Origin of the sequence: Salinibacterium sp. G-O1 (assembly GCF_030063305.1) — a bacterium.
Classification (GTDB): domain Bacteria; phylum Actinomycetota; class Actinomycetes; order Actinomycetales; family Microbacteriaceae; genus Rhodoglobus.
This window is the reverse complement of sequence record NZ_JASISV010000003.1, coordinates 1-17,840: the sequence shown is the minus strand read 5'-3', so window position 1 is coordinate 17,840 and position 17,840 is coordinate 1. Positions and strand designations below refer to the sequence as shown.

Here is a 17,840-nt window from a genome sequence, read left to right as displayed (position 1 = left end):
AGCCAGCCCTCACCGGCTAAGTAAAGTTTTCTTGACATCGTGTATGACTTCTCGTACATTCGTCGTGTCAGCAATTCTTGACATCGAGCATCGGAGAGGTCATGCCATTCGAAGAGAAGAGCGCGTGGATCATGGGGATCCTTGCGGTCGTCACGTACGCGATCTACGCGTTCATCATGTCCGGCCTAGCACAAACCGTGCCGCTTCCCGAGGTGGACTACGTGCCCGTCATGATCTGGATGATCGGGGCATCCATCGTCGCATCGATCCTGCTGCACATCGCCATCGGCCTGACCTCGCGAAAGGACGCCGGCAGGAAAGACCAGCGTGACCGCCAGATCTACCGGATGGGTGAATACATCGGCCAATCGTTCGTCATCGCGGGTGCCCTCGCCGCCATGCTCATGGCCATGTTCGAACTGCCCCACTTCTGGATCGCCAACACGCTGTACCTTGCCTTCGTGCTCTCGGCGATCCTGGGCACGATCGCCAAGCTGGTGTCGTACCGCAGGGGGATGCCAGCATGGTGAAGCCGACCAGCGTCACCAACTCGATCCGCGCACTGAGGTTCGGCCATTCCGAGATGACTCAGGCCGAGCTCGCCGACCGGATCGGCGTCACCCGCCAGACCGTGAATGCCATTGAGCAGGGCAAGTACTCGCCGTCGCTCGAACTGGCGTTCCAGATTGCCCAGGTGTTCGAGGTGCAACTGGGCGAGGTCTTCCAATACCCAGCCAACGAAGGGACTGCGCCATGAAGGCAATAGTTCAGGACGAATACGGCCCGGTCGGGGTGCTCTCCCTCCGGGAGATCGAGGCGCCAACACCGGGGCCCAACGAGGTGCTCATTCGCGTGCATGCGGCCGGGGTCAACCCGGCGGACTGGCACCTGATGACCGGCCTGCCACAGATGGCGCGCATCGCTCTCGGACTGTCACGCCCGAAGAATCCGGTGCGCGGCATGGACGTCGCCGGCGTGGTGCACTCGGTCGGCTCGGCGGTCACGGCGTTCCGCACCGGCGACAGTGTGTTCGGCATCGCCGGCGGTTCCTTCGCCGAATTCGCCAAAGCCTCGACCGGCACGCTGGCCCTCATGCCGGAGTCCCTGACTTTCGTGCAGGGCGCCGCGATTCCGATGGCGGCTTGCACAGCGCTTCATGCCGTCCGGGATGCCGGGCTCGTCTCTGCAGGAAAACGCGTCATGGTCATCGGCGCTGGCGGCGGCATCGGCACCTTCGCCGTGCAACTGGCCATCGCACTCGGCGCCACGGTCACGGGCGTCTGCAGTACGTCGAAGGTGGATCTCGTGCGCTCCCTCGGAGCAGAGGGCGTGATCGACTACACGATGAACGATCTCTCGGGGCATCCACCATTCGACGTCATCATTGACACGGCGGGCAACCGGCCACTGTCAGAGTTGCGATCCGCGCTCACCGAACGCGGCAGAATCGTGATTGTCGGAGCGGAGGGCGGTGGCAAATTCGCCGGCAACACCGGCCGGCAGTTCACGGCGATGTTGGCACCCTTCGCGCGGCAGAAGACGATCGGGCTGATCTCGACAGAGACCTCGGCAGATCTCGAGTCGCTCCTCGAGTTCGTGGCGGCAGGAACTGTGCACCCTGTCATAGACCGCGAATACCCGCTCGCCGAGGCCGCGGCCGCTATCACCAGGATGACCGATGGCCTCGCTCACGGAAAGATCGTGCTCACCGTCTGACCAGCAGGCACGCACCCGCGCCACCGCCGAGGTGGAGTACACACACAGCCTGCTGCGACTAGCCTGTGGGAGGCGCCTGAAACGGCGCGTCAGCACCAGAGAGGTTGTGTAGTGCAGCAAAATTCATCCCGTACCGTGTCGGCCGAGATCTCGCGCTCGTGGCTCCTGGTCGCGGCGACGAAGCCGCAGACTTTCGACGAAGCCGAAGGCTCCCGCGCAGACCAGATCATCCTGGACATCGAGGATGCCGTCGACCCCGGTCTCAAAGACAGCGCCCGCGCCGACGTCGTCGACTGGCTGAGCACCGGCGGAAGCGGCTGGGTGCGCATCAACGACCGCACCTCCGACTTCTGGTCTGACGACGTCGACGCGCTGGTCGGCATCCCGGGACTCCGCGGCGTGATGCTTGCCAAGGCAGAGTCGCCAGCCCATGTCTCCGAAACATTCGACAGGCTCCACGGTGTCACCCCCGTGATCGCGCTCGTCGAGTCCGCCCTCGGCATCGAGGAGGCGGCGAACATCGCACGAGCTCGCGGTGCGTACCGCCTCGCCTTCGGCAGCGGCGACTACCGTCGTGATACCGGAACCAGTTCAGACGACATGGCGATGGCGTACCCGCGCTCCCGACTGGTCGTCGCCAGCCGCGTCGGCAACCTCCCCGGCCCCATTGATGGCCCCACGGTCGGCACCAACCACACGCTCCTCCGGGAGCAGGGCGGCATGGCTGTGGCGCTCGGGATGACCGGAAAGCTGTGCCTCGACATCGAGCAGCTCCCGATCATCAACGAAGTCATCAGCCCCACCCGGTCGGACGTGGCGTGGGCACGCGACTTCCTTATCGACTTCGAGGCACGGGGACGGGTCATCCGCGACGGCAGCGACCCGCCCCGGCTCGGTCGCGCGCAGAAGATCGACAAGCTCGCTCGCGCGTTTGGCGTCGAGCCCGCTTAGCGAGGCAATCCGCGCACAGACAAAACAAAGGGGCGGCTCCACTGGAGCCGCCCCTTTGTCATGTTTTGTCTACTTCTTTTTTCCCTGCGCGCGACGTTCGGCGCGGTTCGCTGCCGGAGGCGCGTCGCCTTCAGCGCGCTGGCCGAAAGCACCGCGGGCCGCCGCCTGCTGCGGGGCGGACTGTCCGCCCTGTGCCTGCTGCGCCTGCTGGGCGCGGGCGGTTGCCGCCTGCTCGATCTGGCCGCGCTGGTTGCGCACCTCGACCTCGCCCTGCGCGTCGGCGCTCGGCGCTGAGTAGCTGAGCTTGTTCGTGTCGGTGGCTGGGGCCGCCAGACCCTTGGCCTCGACTCCCGAAGCGCCGGTGACCTCGACCTCGAGGTTGAACAGGAAGCCGACGGACTCTTCGCGAATGGAGGCCATCATCGACTGGTACAGCGCAAAACCTTCGCGCTGGTACTCGATCAACGGGTCGCGCTGTGCCATGGCACGCAGTCCGATGCCGTCTTTCAGGTAGTCCATCTCGTAGAGGTGATCGCGCCAGCGACGGTCGATGACCGACAGCACGACGCGACGTTCGAGCTCACGCATGGCCGATTCGCCGAGCTGCGCTTCGCGACGCTCATAGGCGAGGCTGGCGTCCGACATGATCTCTTTGCGGAGGAACGATGTGGTGAGCTTGCTGGCAGAACCAGCCTCGGTCAGCACCTCGTCGCTCGTGATCGAGATCGGGTACAGCGTCTTGAGCTCCGTCCACAGGGTGTCGAAGTCCCACTCGTCCGAGTGCCCTTCGGCCGTGTGTACGTCGATGACCTCGCCGATGACATCCTCGAGGAAGTGGGTGACCTTGCTCTGCAGATCGTCACCCTCAAGGATGTGGCGACGGTCACCGTAGATCGCCTCGCGCTGACGGTTCAGCACGTCGTCATACTTCAGCACGTTCTTGCGGATCTCGGCGTTGCGGCTCTCGACCTGGCTCTGAGCACTCCGGATGGCGCGGCTGACGACCTTGGACTCGATGGCCAGGTCATCCGGCACGCTGCCGCGACCCATGAGAGCTTCGGCTGCACCACTGTTGAACAGGCGCATGAGGTCATCTTCGAGAGACAGGTAGAAGCGGCTCTCGCCGGGGTCTCCCTGCCTGCCCGAGCGACCGCGCAGTTGGTTGTCGATGCGCCGGGATTCGTGGCGCTCGGTGCCGAGCACGTACAGCCCGCCCACCTCGATGACCTTGTCTGCCTCGACCTGCACCTCAGCCTTGACGGCCGAGTACACGCCATCCCACTCGGCCTCGTACTCGTCGGGCGTTTCGCTGGGGCTGAGGTTCCTGCTGTTCATCTGCGCTACGGCAAGGAACTCGGCGTTGCCGCCGAGCATCACGTCGGTACCGCGACCGGCCATGTTGGTGGCGACGGTGACGGCGCCAAGACGGCCGGCCTGAGCGACGATGGCTGCTTCGCGAGCGTGATTCTTCGCGTTGAGCACCTCGTGCTTGACGCCCTTCTTGGCGAGCATCCGCGACAGCAGCTCGCTCTTCTCCACGCTCGTCGTTCCGACCAGCACGGGCTGGCCGGCGGCGTGACGAACCACGATGTCTTCGACGACCTGGCCGAACTTCGCCTGCTCGTTCTTGTAGATCAGGTCTGACTGGTCTTTGCGCAGCATCGGCTTGTTGGTCGGGATCGGAACAACACCGAGCTTGTACGTGCTCATGAACTCGGCGGCTTCCGTCTCGGCCGTACCGGTCATGCCGGAGAGCTTGGAGTACAGGCGGAAGTAGTTCTGCAGGGTCACCGTGGCGAGGGTCTGGTTCTCGGCCTTGACCGCGACACCTTCCTTCGCCTCGATCGACTGGTGGATGCCCTCGTTGTAGCGGCGGCCCATCAGGATTCGGCCGGTGTGCTCATCGACGATCAGCACTTCGCCGTTCATCACGACGTAGTCCTTATCTTTCTTGAACAGCGACTTGGCCTTGATTGAGTTGTTCAGGAACGAGATCAGCGGGGTGTTCGCCGACTCGTACAGGTTGTCGATGCCGAGGTAATCCTCGACCTTCTCGATGCCTGGTTCGAGCACACCCACGGTGCGCTTCTTCTCGTCAACCTCGTAGTCGACCTCAGGGATCAGCTTGTTGGCCAGGTTCGCGAACTCGGTGAACCAGCGGTTAGCCTCGCCGGAGGCCGGGCCCGAGATGATGAGCGGCGTACGAGCCTCGTCGATCAGGATGGAGTCGACCTCATCCACGATCGCGTAGGCGTGGCCGCGCTGCACCATGTCGACCGCCTGCCACGCCATGTTGTCGCGCAGGTAGTCGAAGCCGAACTCGTTGTTGGTGCCGTACGTGATGTCTGCCGCGTACTGTTCGCGGCGTTCGGGCGGAGTCTGGCCGGACAGGATGACGCCGACCGTCATTCCGAGCGCCCTGAACACGCGGCCCATCAGCTCGGACTGGTAGCTCGCAAGGTAATCGTTGACGGTGATGACGTGCACACCGCGTGACGGGATGGCGTTCAGGTATGCCGCGAACACGGCCGTGAGGGTCTTGCCCTCTCCCGTCTTCATCTCGGCGATGTTGCCGAGGTGGAGGGCTGCGCCGCCCATCGCCTGTACGTCAAACGGGCGCATGCCCAGTGTGCGTTGTGAAGCTTCGCGAACGGCGGCGAACGCCTCAGGCAGCAGGTCGTCGAGGGATTCGCCCTTCGAGAAGCGCTCCCGCAGCTCGACCGTCTCGTTTTTCAGCTCTTCGTCGGTCAGCTCCTTGAAGTCTTCTTCGAGGTGATTGACCGCGTCGGCATAGTGCTTGAGGCGTCGAAGAAGTCGACCCTCTCCTACGCGAAGCGCGCGTTCAAGAACGTTGGCCACCGATAACTCCAGTCTTCGTCGGGATATCCCCGAGTTTCCGGCACGACAATAATCGCGTTACCGGTGGCCAATCGTACCAAGTCGAGCCGTATCAGTGCCTCCCGCTGCGCCCCCGAGCGGCGACTGTGGGCAGTTCCTCAGACTCTTCCTCGAGACCGATCACCCCGTAGTCCCATCCCTTGCGCCGATAAACCACGCTCGGACGGTCGGTTTCGCTGTCAATGAACAGGAAGAAGTCGTGCCCGACGAGCTCCATGTGATCCAGCGCGTTCTCGACCGTCATGTGCGAGGTGGGGAACACCTTGCGTCGAATCACCACGGGTGTGTAGTCGTCATCGCCCGGTTCTGGCTCTGTCGCCTCCTGCACGGGGACCGATCCGGTGCTCACCTTCTCGATCACGTCCGGGCTTGCCGGGGTGATGTCCACGACCGCGAAACCGTCAGCGGTTGCCTCGCGGAGCGAGACGGGACGATGTTGACCGCGATGTACTTTCTTGCGGTCCTTCGACTGGCGTACCCGCTCCATCAGCTTGGCCATGGCCAGGTCGAAGGCGGCGTACTTGTCGGATCCAGCGGACTCCGCTCGTACCAGCGGACCGGGACCGATGAGGGTGAGTTCGACCCTGTCGTCGCCGCTCGCTCCCCTGGTCTCATGATGACGGGTGACTTTAATCTCGAATGCGATTGCCTTTTCGGCCAGATGATTGACCTTTTCAGCCTTCTCTATCGCGTATTCCCTGAACCTGTCGGTAACCCCCAGGTTTCGTCCGCTGACGGTAATTTCCACGGCGACCTCCCAGCCATCATGCGCAGCCGCCAGAGCCTGAATCGAACCCAGGCGGTTTTTGTTCTGCGCCTTTTGCCCCACCGTAGTCCTCGCGGCTGGGGTTGTCACGCGCCCCAAACATCCTCGCGGTGAACGCTATAGTTGCTCCTCCAACAACCTCGCCACCCGCCGCCCGAATGGCCCGCGCGGCCTCATCCAGGGTCGCTCCCGTGGTCACAATGTCGTCGACGAGAACGAAGCACCGGCCTGTCAGGGCGCGCTTCGCGGCCATCGCGCCTCGCAGGTTTGAGACGCGACCCGCTCGGTCGAGCGATTTCTGGGCTGTCGTCCGGCGTGCGGCATACAGCACCCGTGCCGGTGTGTACATCGTGTGGCGCAGGATCAGCGCGACAGGGTCATAGCCGCGACGCCGGTACGACGTCCTGCTGGTCGGCACGGGGGCGATCTCCACCCGCCCTCGCAGCGGCGCCAGGCCGGGCCCCTGCCAGCGCGCAACAGCGTCCGCGACTGACTGCCCGATCGCGAGATCCAGGGGCCGTGAGAGGGCTGCAGCGACATCCGTGCGGTGATGCTCTTTCAACGCCAGGATGACGCGGCGCACGCGTGCCTCGTATCGCAGCGCTGTGACGACCTCGAGCCCGCCCGCGGTTGTCTGGCGGGTCGGCGCCGGACGCAACGCCGAGGCGCAATCGGGGCACAGGCCGCGGTCTTCTGCGTCGCATCCCGCGCATTGGATGGGCATGAGCACCGCCCAGGCGTCCAGAAGCGCCGCGCGTACGATGGCCGGCCACGACTCCATGCCCTCATGCTCACCGGAGGCGGCACACTCGACGCGGCGCTTCCACAATCTGTGGAGAGCGTGCCGTGCTACTGCTTTGTCGCGAGCAGGGTGGCGGCGATGCCGGTCGGCACCCAGCCGGTGCCCTGCGACCGCCAGACCTCCCCGTCGCTCAGCACGCGAAGCCCGTCGGTTCCTGCCGTTCCGCCGGCGATGGAGACGGCGCCGTCGAGCTGGCCGAGGGGGAGGGTGGGTCCGCCGATCTCGACGAGCGTGATGACCCCGGCCCCTGACAGGGTCGCGACCGACTTGTCGTCCACCCACGTGGCATCCACCGGCGCACCCTGCGGGGTGGGCAGATCAAAGAGCTGGCCGAGCCTGACGGGCACGCCGTCCTGACGGATGATCCCCGCCACCGCGAGTCGCGGACCGACCGGTGTCGCGAGGTAGACCAGCAGCCGCGCGCCGTCCCGCGAGACGGCCATCGACACGATGCTGCTGTCGTCGGGCAGGCCGGATTGAAGCGTGTGTTCTGTGCGGTCGGCCTCGATGGTCAGCAGCGACGCCGCGCTGGCGCCCCTGGCCGACCAGACGTATCCCAGCGGATCGATCGAGGGCCGAATGAGTCCGGCCCTGCCGTCCAGGAGCGTCACCGCGTTGGCACCGGCGCTGGCCAGCGACACACCGTCGGCAGCCAGGATGACCGCGGCCGACTTGTCCTGCGAGAGGGTGGCGGCTGTGGGCTGTGCGGCGACGACCTGGTTCGACAGTCCCGGAACGTTTGCGATGCCACCGCCACCGTTGAATCCGAAAGCGGTGTCAGTGCCCACGAGGGCTGCGCTGTCGACGGTGGGAATGATCGCGTCGCTTCCGGAGGCAGCGGGTGTCGCGAGCTCGGTCCCGCCCACGGAGATCACCACGTTCGCGATCCCGAGGGTTGCCACCAGCTGCTGGCGCATCTGGTCGCGGGCGACGGGCGTGGAGTCGATCACCTCCTTGCTGAGGTCGACGATCGCCTGGGCGGACTGCACGCTCACCGACTCGAGCGTCGTCGCCTGCGGAAACGCGGTGACTCCGGCCTGCGCCAGCCAGTCTGATGGGCCCGCGAGCAGTGCCGAGACCGTGTCTCGCGTGATGTTCGATCGCTTGGCGAACCAGCGCACCTCCGGCACCAGGTACCGGTAGCTCTGGTCGAAGAAGTAAAGCGACCTCTCGTCGAAGACGAGATTAAAGCTGCTGCGCGAGAGGATGATCCCCGGGGGCGCGTCGCTGATGCGCCACTGCCCGTTCTCCTGGGCGAAACTGAAGGTGAGCGTCTGGGCGGCCGGCGGCGGCTCGGTATACCTGCCCCTGTTGTCGACGAGGGCTCCGGTCGTCACCGTGTACGCGAGAGTGTCTGGCGCATCGGCGATGGTCGTCGTTGCGATTCCCGACCTGATCAGCGTTCCGGCATCCGGATCCCAGCTGCCCGCCATTTCCTTCGTAAAGAACAGCCTCGCGATGGCGAAATTGCTCTGAGGCGCTCGCACGGCCTGCATGAACCCGGCGAGAATCTCGTCCTGCGTTGCGTCGTCCTGCGGGCCGGACACGACGAATTCGACCTCGGCATTGTCTGGGTCATTCACTATCGGCCCGACCTGCACTCCTCCACTCGACGGAATTCCCACGCAGCCGGCGAGCGCCAGAATCAGGGCGAATGCGGCCACGACGACCGCTGGCTGTTTACGCATTGATCGCCTCCTGGGCCGGGTCTTCGGGCGGAAGTGCCAGCGGCGAGCTGGAAAGCACAGCACCCCGCACTCGGGGAAGCGTAAGCCTGAAGCAGGAACCTTCGCCGGGAGCGGACCAGACCTCAAGCCAGCCACCGTGCAACGCCGCGTCTTCAAGCGAGATCGCCAGCCCCAGCCCCGTGCCGCCGGTGACTCGCTGACGGGAGGGGTCTGCGCGCCAAAACCTGTCAAAGACCCGTTCCATGGCCGCCGAGGTCATGCCAACCCCGTAGTCGCGCACGGCGATCGCGACGGCGTTGGTGTCGCTGTCTACCCACACGACGATCGGGTGACCTTCGCCGTGGTCGATGGCGTTGCCCAGCAGGTTGTGCAGAATGCGGCGGATGCGACGGCTGTCGACTTCCGCCTCGAAATAGCCGCCGGGCGCGACCATGCGAAGCGGCGACCCCTTGGACTCGGCGAGGGTGGCGACGCTCTCGATCGCGTCTTCGACCAGGTACACCAGGTTGGTGGGCTCGGTCTCCATGTCGACGGCTCCCGCGTCGTAGCGGCTCATCTCAAGCAGGTCAGCGAGCAGAGATTCGAACCTCTGCACCTGCGTGTGCAGCAGCTCGGCCGTGCGAGCCGCGGATGGCGAGAAGGTCTCGCGCTGGTCGTACAGCACATCGCCGGCGAGCCTGATGGTCGTGAGGGGCGTGCGCAGTTCGTGGGACACATCCGAGACGAATCGCTGCTGCACCTGCGAGAGTGCCGCCAGCCGCGTGATCTGGTTCTGCAGCGACGCCGCCATCCCGTTGAACGATCGCGCGAGCGTCGCGATCACGTCGTCACCCTTCACCGGGATACGCACCTCGAGCTGCCCCGCAGCGAGCTTCTGGCTGGTTTCCGCCGCCAGCTGCACGGGGCCGACGACCAGACGGACGACCACGAAGGTGACGGCACCGATCAGCAGGATGAGAGCCAGACCGCCGAGGGTCAGCGTGCGCTGCACGAGGCCCAGGGATTCCTGCAGATCCTGGATGTTGTAGACGAGATACAACTCATATCGCGACCCGCGAATGTCGAGGACGGTACCGAACACGAGCCCTGGCTCGACCGTGGAGTCCGCCTGGGCCAGGCCGACAGATTGGGAGACTGTACGCAACTCCTTCAGGCCCTGCACCGCCGCCCTCATATCATCGGAGATCAGCGTCGGGTCGAGACCGGGCGACTGGAGGTCGGACGGGCTGCGCGGCCCCTCCTCCCCCGGCGCGCGTTTGAGCGCGAACTGGGTAACCCCGGTGCTCGCCGCCGCGTTCAGGATGGCGTCTGCGGCATCCGTCGTCGTTGCATCGATGTCGTCAGCGCCCAGCTGCTCGGTGGCCTCGTCGAAGAACCGCTGGCCGATGATCGCTGCGTTCGAGGTGGTTCCCCTGAGCTGGTCGCGCCGCGCGTCGAAGAGGTTGGCGCCGACACTGACCGACATGTAGCCGCCGATGACGGCCACGGCGAAACCTGACAGCACGAGTGTGATCGCGATCGTGCGCAGCTGCAGCGAGGTGCGCCATAGCCGCACGGCTCGCTCCACCGCTACGCGCCACTCGAAACCGGGCATCGTCTTACGTGATGCTGCCCGCGCGATAGCCGACGCCGCGCACGGTCATGACGATGCGCGGATTGTCCGGGTCTTCCTCGACCTTGGCGCGCAGCCGCTGCACGTGCACGTTGACGAGCCTGGTGTCTGCCTTGTAGTGATAGCCCCACACCTGCTCGAGCAACATTTCGCGCGTAAAGACCTGTTGCGGCTTCAGGGCGAGCGCCAGCAGCAGCTCGAACTCGAGCGGAGTCAGATTGATGGCGGCGTCGCCCCGCTTGACCTCGTGACCCGCGACATCCAGCGTCAGGTCACCGACCTGCAGCGAACCCGTCGCGACCTCGGTGCCTGGCCGGAGGCGTGTGCGCACTCGCGCGACCAACTCCTTCGGGTTGAACGGCTTGACCACGTAGTCGTCTGCACCACTTTCGAGGCCCTTCACCACATCGGCGGTGTCGCTCTTCGCCGTCAGCATGATGATAGGCACGCCGGATTCTTCCCGAATCCGGGCACACACCTCGATGCCGTTCATGCCGGGCAGCATGAGGTCGAGCAGGACAAGATCGGGCCGTGACACGTGAAACGCCTCCACGGCCGCCGCTCCGTCAGCGCAGAAGAAGGGTTCGAACCCTTCCGTGCGCAACACAATGCCGATCATCTCGGCCAGAGCTGTGTCGTCGTCGACCACAAGAATTCGGGCGTTCACCTGTACCTCGCTACTGCATCGAGCCCGCCGTACGGGTGCGGGAGCTTTCGCATAAGAGTAGTCGAGTGTGAAACCATGTTGAGGACTGTTCGATGAGGCAAAGGATAACGCTGTGAGCGACAACACCCCATGGCAGTCCCCGGCCGGCCCATCGGCCTCTCCGCCGCCCTCGCCATACGCGACGTCCGGTGCGACGCCTCCCCCGCCGGCGGGTCCGCCCGGATGGACGCCACCGCCCAAACCCGGCCTCATCCCGCTGCGGCCGCTGACCCTCGGAACGCTGCTCGGCGCGGCATTTCAGGTGCTCCGCAGAAACCCCCGCCCCACGTTCGGATTCGCACTCCTGCTCACCGGGCTGATCTTCGTGGTCACGCTTCTGGCGGTCGGCTTTGTGTCATTTTTCGCGCTGTCCAGGATCGCAAGTGCCACCGGCGCCGATGAGGACGCCGTCGCGGCCGGATCGGTGGCGACGATCATCCTGTCCGGGCTCGTCCCTGTGGTGCTGTCGATCGTCGTGACCGCCGTTCTGCAGGCCATCATCGTGCTTGAGGTTGCCCGGGGAACCGTGGGCGAGAAACTCCGGCTTCCCGGGCTGTGGCGTGCAGCGAAGGGCCGCATCGGCGCCGTCATCGGCTGGGCTCTGCTGCTCACCGGAGCCGCTGTCGCGGCGCTCGCCATCCTTTCGGTCGTCATCGGGCTGAGCATCGCCTTCGGGGGCACAGCCGGGCTGGTCATCGGCATCATCCTGGGTGTTCTCGCCGCAGGAGCCGCCATCGCCGTCGCCTTCTGGCTGGGAACCCGCCTCTGCCTCGTGCCGAGCGCACTCATGCTCGAGCGCCTCCCCCTGCGTGCCGCCATCACCCGCTCCTGGTCGTTGACGACCGGCTATTTCTGGAAGACGCTGGGCATCCAGCTGCTCGTGGCCGTCATCATCCAGACCGTCGCCGGCATCATCAGTGCGCCCCTGCAGGTGCTGCTGGGGTTCAGCGGATTCCTGATCAATCCGAACGGCGAGACCGACGGCCTCATCGCCGGCGCGGTCGTGCTGTACCTGCTGACGATCATCCTGAGCGTCGTGTTCGGCGCGATCGCTGCCGTCATCCAGAGCGCGACGACAGCCCTGATCTACATCGATCTCAGGATGCGCAAAGAAGGGCTCGACCTCGAACTCAACCGGTTCGTCGAAGCGCGACAGGCCGGAAACGGCAGCGTGCCGGATCCCTACCTGCAGCGGGTCGCGACCCACGGCGCAGAACCGCACGCGCCCAGCTCGCCATCACCATGGTCGTGAGCCCCCTGCTGGCACTCTCGACCCTGCCGTTCGACGTTCCGGTCGATCCTGACGCCCCCGAAGCGGCAGACCTGCTCATCACCGAACTCTCCAAGCCCGCGTACCAGGCCGCAAAGCCCACCTGGTTCGACCTGCTCGCCAAGGCCGTCCAGGATTGGCTGTCGACGCTTCGCCTTGGCGACGTTCAGGGCCCGCCCGTCCTCGGGATCGGCGTGATCGTCGCAATCGTCGTCGTCGGCATCGTCGTCGCGTTCCTCATCTTCGGGCTGCCCCGCTTCAACCGCAGAAGCACGGTTACCGGTTCCCTGTTCGGCGATGACGATCACCGAACAGCGGCACAGATCCGGGATGATGCCGAGGCTGCGGCCGCGCGCGGCGACCACTCCACCGCGGTTGCCGAGATGTTCCGTTCCATCGCTCGCGGGCTGGCCGAGCGTTCCATCATCACGACGAGCCCGGGAACCACGGCTCGGGACTTCGCGATCGCGTCAAGTACGCCGTTCCCCGAGCTCGGGGAGGCGCTGCGCACCGCTGCGACGTCGTTCGACGATGTGCGCTACCTGGGTCGCGAGGGCACGGCCGCCCAGTTCCAGCAGGTGGCAACGCTCGAGAAAAACCTGCGGGCCGCCCGGCCGGTTCTGGAGCTGGTGTGACGACCCAGGCTCCGGACCAGCAGGTACTCACTCGGACGATCGGTCGCGTCGCCAAACGCGCGCTGTTCTGGGTCGTTGTCGTCGTCTTCGTCGTCGCGATCGCCCTCGTGTCGTTGTCGACGGTGGGATCCAACGCCGACGGCCCACCACTCGACCCGGACAGTGCGTCCCCCGGCGGGTCGATGGCGGTGGCGGAGGTACTTCGGCAGCAGGGGGTCGACGTGGTTGTGGCATCCACGCTCGTCGACGCCCGCGATGCGGTCAACGGCTTCGACGACACCACCGTGCTGCTGTACGACCCGAAGGGTTTTCTCGACGACGACCAGCTGAGGGATGCGACCACTCTTGCCCGCACCGTCATCGTCGTCGATGCGCACTTCACCCAACTGCAGGCGATCGCCCCCGAGGTGAGGCAGGCCGGTCGAGCGGATGCCGAGCTCACCGCCGACTGCGACCTGCCCGCCGCTGTCAGGGCCGGCGCGGTCTCGGGAGAGGCGTACGGCTATCGCATCGTCGACGGGTCGGCCGCCGCCGTCACGTGCTTCGGCAGCGGCGACGGGGTGTTCTCGCTGATCCAGGTGAGCCGCGACGGGGCCGCACTCACCCTGCTCGGCCTGACCGACGCACTCACCAATGAGCACGTCATCGACAGCGGCAACGCCGCCATGGCGCTGAACCTGCTCGGGTCGAAGTCCACGCTGGTCTGGTACCTCCCCACCCTCGCCGACGTCCCGGATGACGGCGATGCCAACCTCGGGGAACTCACCCCAGCGTGGGTCGGCCCTGTGCTGCTGCTCCTCGTACTCACGTTCGTCAGCGCCGCCGTCTGGCGCGGCCGTCGCTTCGGCCCGCTCGTCATCGAGAACCTGCCGGTGACCGTGCGCTCCAGCGAGACCATGCTCGGTCGCGCCCGACTCTACGAAAGGTCGTCGTCCAGGCTCAGGGCGCTCGACGCCCTGCGGGTCGGCACCATCCAGCGACTTGCCGCACTGTGCGGCCAACCGAGAACGGCCACCGTCGACGAGGTCATCTCGGCGGCAGCGGCCGTGACCGGGGCACAGTCAGGCGCCATCCGGAACCTTCTGATCGACGCCATCCCCGCCACCGATGCTGACCTCGTGTCGCTGTCAGACGCCCTGCTCGTTCTCGAGCACAACGTCGCTGCAGCAGTTCACCCGTAACCCGCACAGCCCACACACACTGGAGAATCAACCTATGACTGACGAGCAACTGAGGCAATCGTTCGCGAACCTGCGCACCGAGGTTGGTAAGGCCGTGGTGGGGCAGGATGCCGCGGTCACCGGTCTTACGATCGCCCTCCTCGCCGGTGGCCACGTGCTGCTCGAGGGTGTGCCTGGTGTCGCGAAGACCCTCCTGGTGCGCACCCTCAGCCACGCCCTGAACCTCGACACCAAGCGCGTGCAGTTCACCCCCGACCTGATGCCGGGCGACGTCACGGGATCGCTCGTCTACGACGCGAAAGCCGGGGAGTTCGAGTTTCGCGAAGGACCGGTGTTCACCAACATCCTGCTGGCAGACGAGATCAACCGCACCCCACCCAAGACCCAGTCGGCGCTGCTCGAGGCCATGGAGGAGCGCCAGGTGTCTGCCGACGGTGTGACGCGCGCCCTGCCGGTGCCGTTCATGGTCGCCGCGACGATGAACCCGATCGAATACGAGGGCACGTACACGCTGCCCGAGGCGCAGCTCGACAGGTTCATGCTCAAGCTGGTGCTCGACCTGCCAGAACGCGACACCGAGATCGAGGTGCTGAGGCGCCACGCCGCCGGCTTCAACCCCCGCAACCTCGAGGCGGCCGGCGTGACCGCCGTCCTCGACGCCGAGAAGCTCGCGCTCGCGCAGGCCGCCGCCGCTCGCGTCGGCGCGAGCGCAGATGTCATCGGCTATGCGGTCGACCTCGCGCGCGCCACCCGCCAGAGCCCGTCCGTGAAGCTCGGGGTGAGCCCGCGAGGCTCCACCGCCCTGCTCGCCGCCGCCAAGGCCTGGGCGTGGCTCAACGGTTTTGACGCGATCACCCCCGACCACGTTCAGGCGATGGTGTTGCCGGTGCTGAGGCACCGCATCCAGTTGCGGCCAGAGGCCGAGCTCGAGGGTGTGTCGCCCGACGCCATCCTGCGGTCGATCCTGCAGCAGGTGCAGGTTCCGCTGTGATGCTCGACTGATGGCCATCTCGGGGCGATTCGTCGCACTTCTCGTGGCGGGCGTGCTGCCGATCATCCTGATCGGGCAGCCGTGGGCGCTCGCACTCTGGTTGCTTCTGGTGCTCGTGCTCGCCGGTGTCGACCTCGCCCTCGCGGGCTCCCCGCGCGCGGTACGGCTGTCACGTGACCTGCCCGGTCGGGTGCGACTGGGTGAGACCGTGTCATCCACGCTGCTCATCGCCAACCCCGGTCGCCGGCGCGTCCGCGGGATCGTTCGCGACGGCTGGTCCCCCTCTGCTGCGGCAGCGCCTCTCCGCGCTGCCGTGGATGTTCCGCCCGGCGAGCAGCGCACGACCACCACGACGCTGACCCCGTTCCGTCGAGGTGAGCGCCGGGCGGCACACGTCACGATCCGGTCGTTCGGACCACTGGGGCTCGCCGCGCGTCAGGCGACCATCGCGACCCCAGGCGCGATCACCGTGCTGCCGCCGTTCAACTCCCGTAAGCACCTGCCGTCCCGGCTCGCCCGGCTCCGTGAGCTCGACGGCGCGACCAGCGTGATGGTGCGCGGTCAGGGCACCGAGTTCGACAGCCTGCGTGACTACGTAAGGGGCGACGACGTTCGCTCGATCGACTGGAGGGCCACCGCGCGCCGTGCCGCGCCATCCGGCCCCGGTCTTGTCGTGCGCACCTGGCGACCGGAACGCGACAGGCGCGTCGTGATCATCGTCGACAGTGGTCGCACCTCGGCAGCGCGCATCGACAACGAACCGAGAATCGACACGGCGTTCGAGTCGGCGCTACTGCTCGCCGCCCTCGCCTCCAGCGCCGGCGATCGCGTCGACATGGTCATCTACGACCGCCGGGTTCGCGCCAGGGTGCAGGGAGCCTCCGGCGCAGAGCTGCTCTCGCGCATGGTGTCGAGCATGGCTCCGGTCGATCCCGAGCTCATCGAGATGGATTGGACGGCGGTGCCCGCCCTCGTGCGGTCGATCACGTCCCACCACGCGCTCGTGGTGCTGGCCACCACCATCGACGCACCGGGGGCGTCGCACGGACTGCTGTCGGTGCTGCCGCAGCTCACCCGCAAACACATGGTGGTCGTGTCATCCGTCACCGATCCGGCAGTGCTGGATGCCACGCTGCAACGCGGTGACCGCGAGCTCGTGTACAGGGCCGCCGCCGCCGAGCGCGCACTGCTCGACCAGTCGCGGGTGGCCGCCGCCGTGCGCCAGCTCGGCGCCGAGGTCGTGACGGGTGCCCCGCAGGACCTGCCACCAGCGCTCGCCGACAGGTACATCGCGCTCAAGGCAGCCGGTCGACTTTAGCTTTTCTCAGCATTTCGCGCGGAGATCCTCGGCGTGGCGGAATTCACAGGCTAGTCTCAGGAACGGATTCTGCACCCCAGCTCCGCGAACCTAGACGAAAGGGCTTACCTATGGCTGCCAACGAAGTGATCAACGCCGACATCGATATCGCCACACCCACCCTCGGCCGCCGTCTTGCCGCCGAAATCTTCGGAACGTTCCTGCTGGTCTTCGGCGTCATCGGTACCGCGATGTTCGCCTCATTCAATACCGGATTCGTCGGCGTATCGCTCGCCGTGGGCCTCACCGTCGTCGGTGGCGCCTACGCCGTTGGCCACATCTCCGGCGGCCACTTCAACCCGGCGGTCTCCATCGGAGCAGCCGCTGCCGGCCGCTTCGCCTGGTCAGACGTGCTGCCTTATGTCGCTGCCCAGATCGTGGGTGGCGCCCTGGCGACCACCGTGATCCTCGCCATCCGCTCGGGATCCACGAGCGAGAACGTCGGCACCTTCACGGGAGTCTCCAACGGCTTCGACGCACACTCCCCGTCCGGGTTCAACCTTGGCTCGGTCATCGTCGCCGAGATCGTGCTGACGGCCATCTTCCTGTACGTCATCCTCGGCGTCACCGACCGTCGCGCGCCCAGCGGCTTCGCGCCCCTGGCGATCGGCCTCACGCTGACCCTCGTGCACCTCGTGCTCATCCCGATTAGCAACGCCTCGGTCAACCCGGCTCGCTCGATCGCCACAGCAATCTACGGCGGACCCGAGTCGCTCGGCCAGCTGTGGGTGTTCATCCTCGCGCCCATCGTCGGCGCGCTGATCGCCGGCTTCACGTACAACCTGCTGTTCGACGCGAAGAAGCGCGCGTAGCGTCACCACGGGATGCCGCGGGGGTCAGCCCTCGCGGCATCCTGCGTTTAACGGCCGCCTCCCCGCCGCCTTGCCTCGCCTCCCCGCATCGGAAATTCAGGAAATCCGGCCCCGAACGCCCCATATTGGGCTCCTACGAATTCGCCGCACGCAAATCTCCTGAATTTCCAACGGTGGGAGCCCCCGCCCCGCTGCCACCTGCTGCCAAATGAAGGAGATTTGTGGAAATCGGGGCCGAGACCCCCGTAGAGACCGGGGGCAGAGACCATATCTCCTTCATTTGGAGGAGGTGGCGCGGGGAAGGGCACCGGGCGGGGCGCCGGAACGGTTGCCGCATCCGCAGCCCCCCTTCGGAAATTCAGGAAATCCAGACCCGAACACCCCGATGAGGGCCGCCAGGGACTCGCCGCGCGCAAATCTCCTGAATTTCCTACGGTGGGCGGGCGGGGGGAGGG

16 protein-coding genes are annotated in these 17,840 nt (G+C 66.1%); 10 read left to right on the top strand and 6 right to left on the bottom strand.

The window, feature by feature from the left end:
* Nucleotides 1-101 precede the first annotated feature (101 nt).
* The 4 genes from QMG83_RS11715 (at nucleotide 102) to QMG83_RS11700 (ending at nucleotide 2,667) form a co-directional block, all read left to right on the top strand.
* Nucleotides 102-530, top strand: coding sequence for a hypothetical protein (locus QMG83_RS11715; protein ID WP_283505588.1), 429 nt, complete (start codon nucleotides 102-104; stop codon nucleotides 528-530).
* Nucleotides 524-757, top strand: coding sequence for a helix-turn-helix transcriptional regulator (locus QMG83_RS11710; RefSeq protein WP_283505587.1), 234 nt, complete (start codon nucleotides 524-526; stop codon nucleotides 755-757). The genes QMG83_RS11715 and QMG83_RS11710 overlap by 7 nt, the downstream gene beginning before the upstream one ends.
* Nucleotides 754-1,716, top strand: a complete 963-nt coding sequence (locus QMG83_RS11705) for an NAD(P)-dependent alcohol dehydrogenase (RefSeq protein ID WP_283505586.1) — start codon at nucleotides 754-756, stop codon at nucleotides 1,714-1,716. The genes QMG83_RS11710 and QMG83_RS11705 overlap by 4 nt, the downstream gene beginning before the upstream one ends.
* 111 nt (nucleotides 1,717-1,827) lie before the next feature.
* The gene (locus QMG83_RS11700) at nucleotides 1,828-2,667 is read left to right on the top strand and encodes an HpcH/HpaI aldolase/citrate lyase family protein (RefSeq protein WP_283505585.1); all 840 of its coding nucleotides are present in this window, start codon (nucleotides 1,828-1,830) and stop codon (nucleotides 2,665-2,667) included.
* 69 nt (nucleotides 2,668-2,736) lie between these two features.
* On the opposite strand, the gene secA is transcribed toward QMG83_RS11700, so the two are convergent.
* The 6 genes from secA to mtrA all read right to left on the bottom strand — a co-directional run bounded on the left by secA (nucleotide 2,737) and on the right by mtrA (nucleotide 11,100).
* Nucleotides 2,737-5,526: a preprotein translocase subunit SecA gene (secA, locus tag QMG83_RS11695; protein ID WP_283505584.1), complete on the bottom strand. Its 2,790-nt coding sequence runs from the start codon at nucleotides 5,524-5,526 to the stop codon at nucleotides 2,737-2,739.
* Between the two features lie 91 nt (nucleotides 5,527-5,617).
* Nucleotides 5,618-6,313, bottom strand: coding sequence for a ribosome hibernation-promoting factor, HPF/YfiA family (gene hpf / locus QMG83_RS11690; RefSeq protein ID WP_283505583.1), 696 nt, complete (start codon nucleotides 6,311-6,313; stop codon nucleotides 5,618-5,620).
* A 16-nt stretch (nucleotides 6,314-6,329) separates the two neighbouring features.
* Complete coding sequence (locus QMG83_RS11685; protein ID WP_283505582.1) at nucleotides 6,330-7,112, bottom strand: ComF family protein; 783 nt, start codon at nucleotides 7,110-7,112, stop codon at nucleotides 6,330-6,332.
* A gap of 68 nt (nucleotides 7,113-7,180) precedes the next feature.
* On the bottom strand, nucleotides 7,181-8,821 hold the full coding sequence (locus QMG83_RS11680; RefSeq protein ID WP_283505581.1) for an LpqB family beta-propeller domain-containing protein: 1,641 nt from the start codon (nucleotides 8,819-8,821) through the stop codon (nucleotides 7,181-7,183).
* Nucleotides 8,814-10,415 carry an MtrAB system histidine kinase MtrB gene (gene mtrB / locus QMG83_RS11675; protein ID WP_283505580.1) on the bottom strand — a complete coding sequence of 534 codons (1,602 nt, stop codon included), beginning with the start codon at nucleotides 10,413-10,415 and terminating at the stop codon, nucleotides 8,814-8,816. The genes QMG83_RS11680 and mtrB overlap by 8 nt, the downstream gene beginning before the upstream one ends.
* Before the next feature lie 4 nt (nucleotides 10,416-10,419).
* The gene (gene mtrA / locus QMG83_RS11670) at nucleotides 10,420-11,100 is read right to left on the bottom strand and encodes an MtrAB system response regulator MtrA (RefSeq protein ID WP_283505579.1); all 681 of its coding nucleotides are present in this window, start codon (nucleotides 11,098-11,100) and stop codon (nucleotides 10,420-10,422) included.
* 112 nt (nucleotides 11,101-11,212) lie between these two features.
* On the opposite strand from mtrA, the gene QMG83_RS11665 reads away from it, so the two are divergent.
* The 6 genes from QMG83_RS11665 (at nucleotide 11,213) to aqpZ (ending at nucleotide 17,385) form a co-directional block, all read left to right on the top strand.
* Entirely contained in the window at nucleotides 11,213-12,391 is a 1,179-nt protein-coding gene (locus QMG83_RS11665) for a glycerophosphoryl diester phosphodiesterase membrane domain-containing protein (protein WP_283505578.1), read from the top strand.
* Complete coding sequence (locus tag QMG83_RS11660; protein WP_283505577.1) at nucleotides 12,388-13,044, top strand: DUF4129 domain-containing protein; 657 nt, start codon at nucleotides 12,388-12,390, stop codon at nucleotides 13,042-13,044. Before QMG83_RS11665 ends, QMG83_RS11660 begins: the two co-directional genes overlap by 4 nt.
* Nucleotides 13,041-14,225: a DUF4350 domain-containing protein gene (locus QMG83_RS11655; protein WP_283505576.1), complete on the top strand. Its 1,185-nt coding sequence runs from the start codon at nucleotides 13,041-13,043 to the stop codon at nucleotides 14,223-14,225. The genes QMG83_RS11660 and QMG83_RS11655 overlap by 4 nt, the downstream gene beginning before the upstream one ends.
* Before the next feature lie 34 nt (nucleotides 14,226-14,259).
* Nucleotides 14,260-15,216 (top strand): AAA family ATPase, encoded by a 957-nt coding sequence (locus QMG83_RS11650; RefSeq protein WP_283505575.1) that lies wholly within the window; start codon nucleotides 14,260-14,262, stop codon nucleotides 15,214-15,216.
* Nucleotides 15,217-15,226: 10 nt separating this feature from the next.
* Nucleotides 15,227-16,534: a DUF58 domain-containing protein gene (locus QMG83_RS11645; protein ID WP_283505574.1), complete on the top strand. Its 1,308-nt coding sequence runs from the start codon at nucleotides 15,227-15,229 to the stop codon at nucleotides 16,532-16,534.
* Between the two features lie 110 nt (nucleotides 16,535-16,644).
* Nucleotides 16,645-17,385, top strand: a complete 741-nt coding sequence (aqpZ, locus tag QMG83_RS11640) for an aquaporin Z (protein ID WP_283505573.1) — start codon at nucleotides 16,645-16,647, stop codon at nucleotides 17,383-17,385.
* The last annotated feature ends 455 nt before the right edge of the window (nucleotides 17,386-17,840 follow it).

What these genes read in the sequence shown, in the direction of transcription:
- QMG83_RS11715 (WP_283505588.1), top strand. Translation starts at nt 102, where the DNA reads ATGCCATTCGAAGAGAAGAGCGCGTGGATCATGGGGATCCTTGCGGTC.
- QMG83_RS11710 (WP_283505587.1), top strand. Translation starts at nt 524, where the DNA reads ATGGTGAAGCCGACCAGCGTCACCAACTCGATCCGCGCACTGAGGTTC.
- QMG83_RS11705 (WP_283505586.1), top strand. Translation starts at nt 754, where the DNA reads ATGAAGGCAATAGTTCAGGACGAATACGGCCCGGTCGGGGTGCTCTCC.
- QMG83_RS11685 (WP_283505582.1), bottom strand. Translation starts at nt 7,112, where the DNA reads ATGGAGTCGTGGCCGGCCATCGTACGCGCGGCGCTTCTGGACGCCTGG.
- QMG83_RS11680 (WP_283505581.1), bottom strand. Translation starts at nt 8,821, where the DNA reads ATGCGTAAACAGCCAGCGGTCGTCGTGGCCGCATTCGCCCTGATTCTG.
- mtrB (WP_283505580.1), bottom strand. Translation starts at nt 10,415, where the DNA reads ATGCCCGGTTTCGAGTGGCGCGTAGCGGTGGAGCGAGCCGTGCGGCTA.
- QMG83_RS11650 (WP_283505575.1), top strand. Translation starts at nt 14,260, where the DNA reads ATGACTGACGAGCAACTGAGGCAATCGTTCGCGAACCTGCGCACCGAG.
- QMG83_RS11645 (WP_283505574.1), top strand. Translation starts at nt 15,227, where the DNA reads ATGGCCATCTCGGGGCGATTCGTCGCACTTCTCGTGGCGGGCGTGCTG.
- aqpZ (WP_283505573.1), top strand. Translation starts at nt 16,645, where the DNA reads ATGGCTGCCAACGAAGTGATCAACGCCGACATCGATATCGCCACACCC.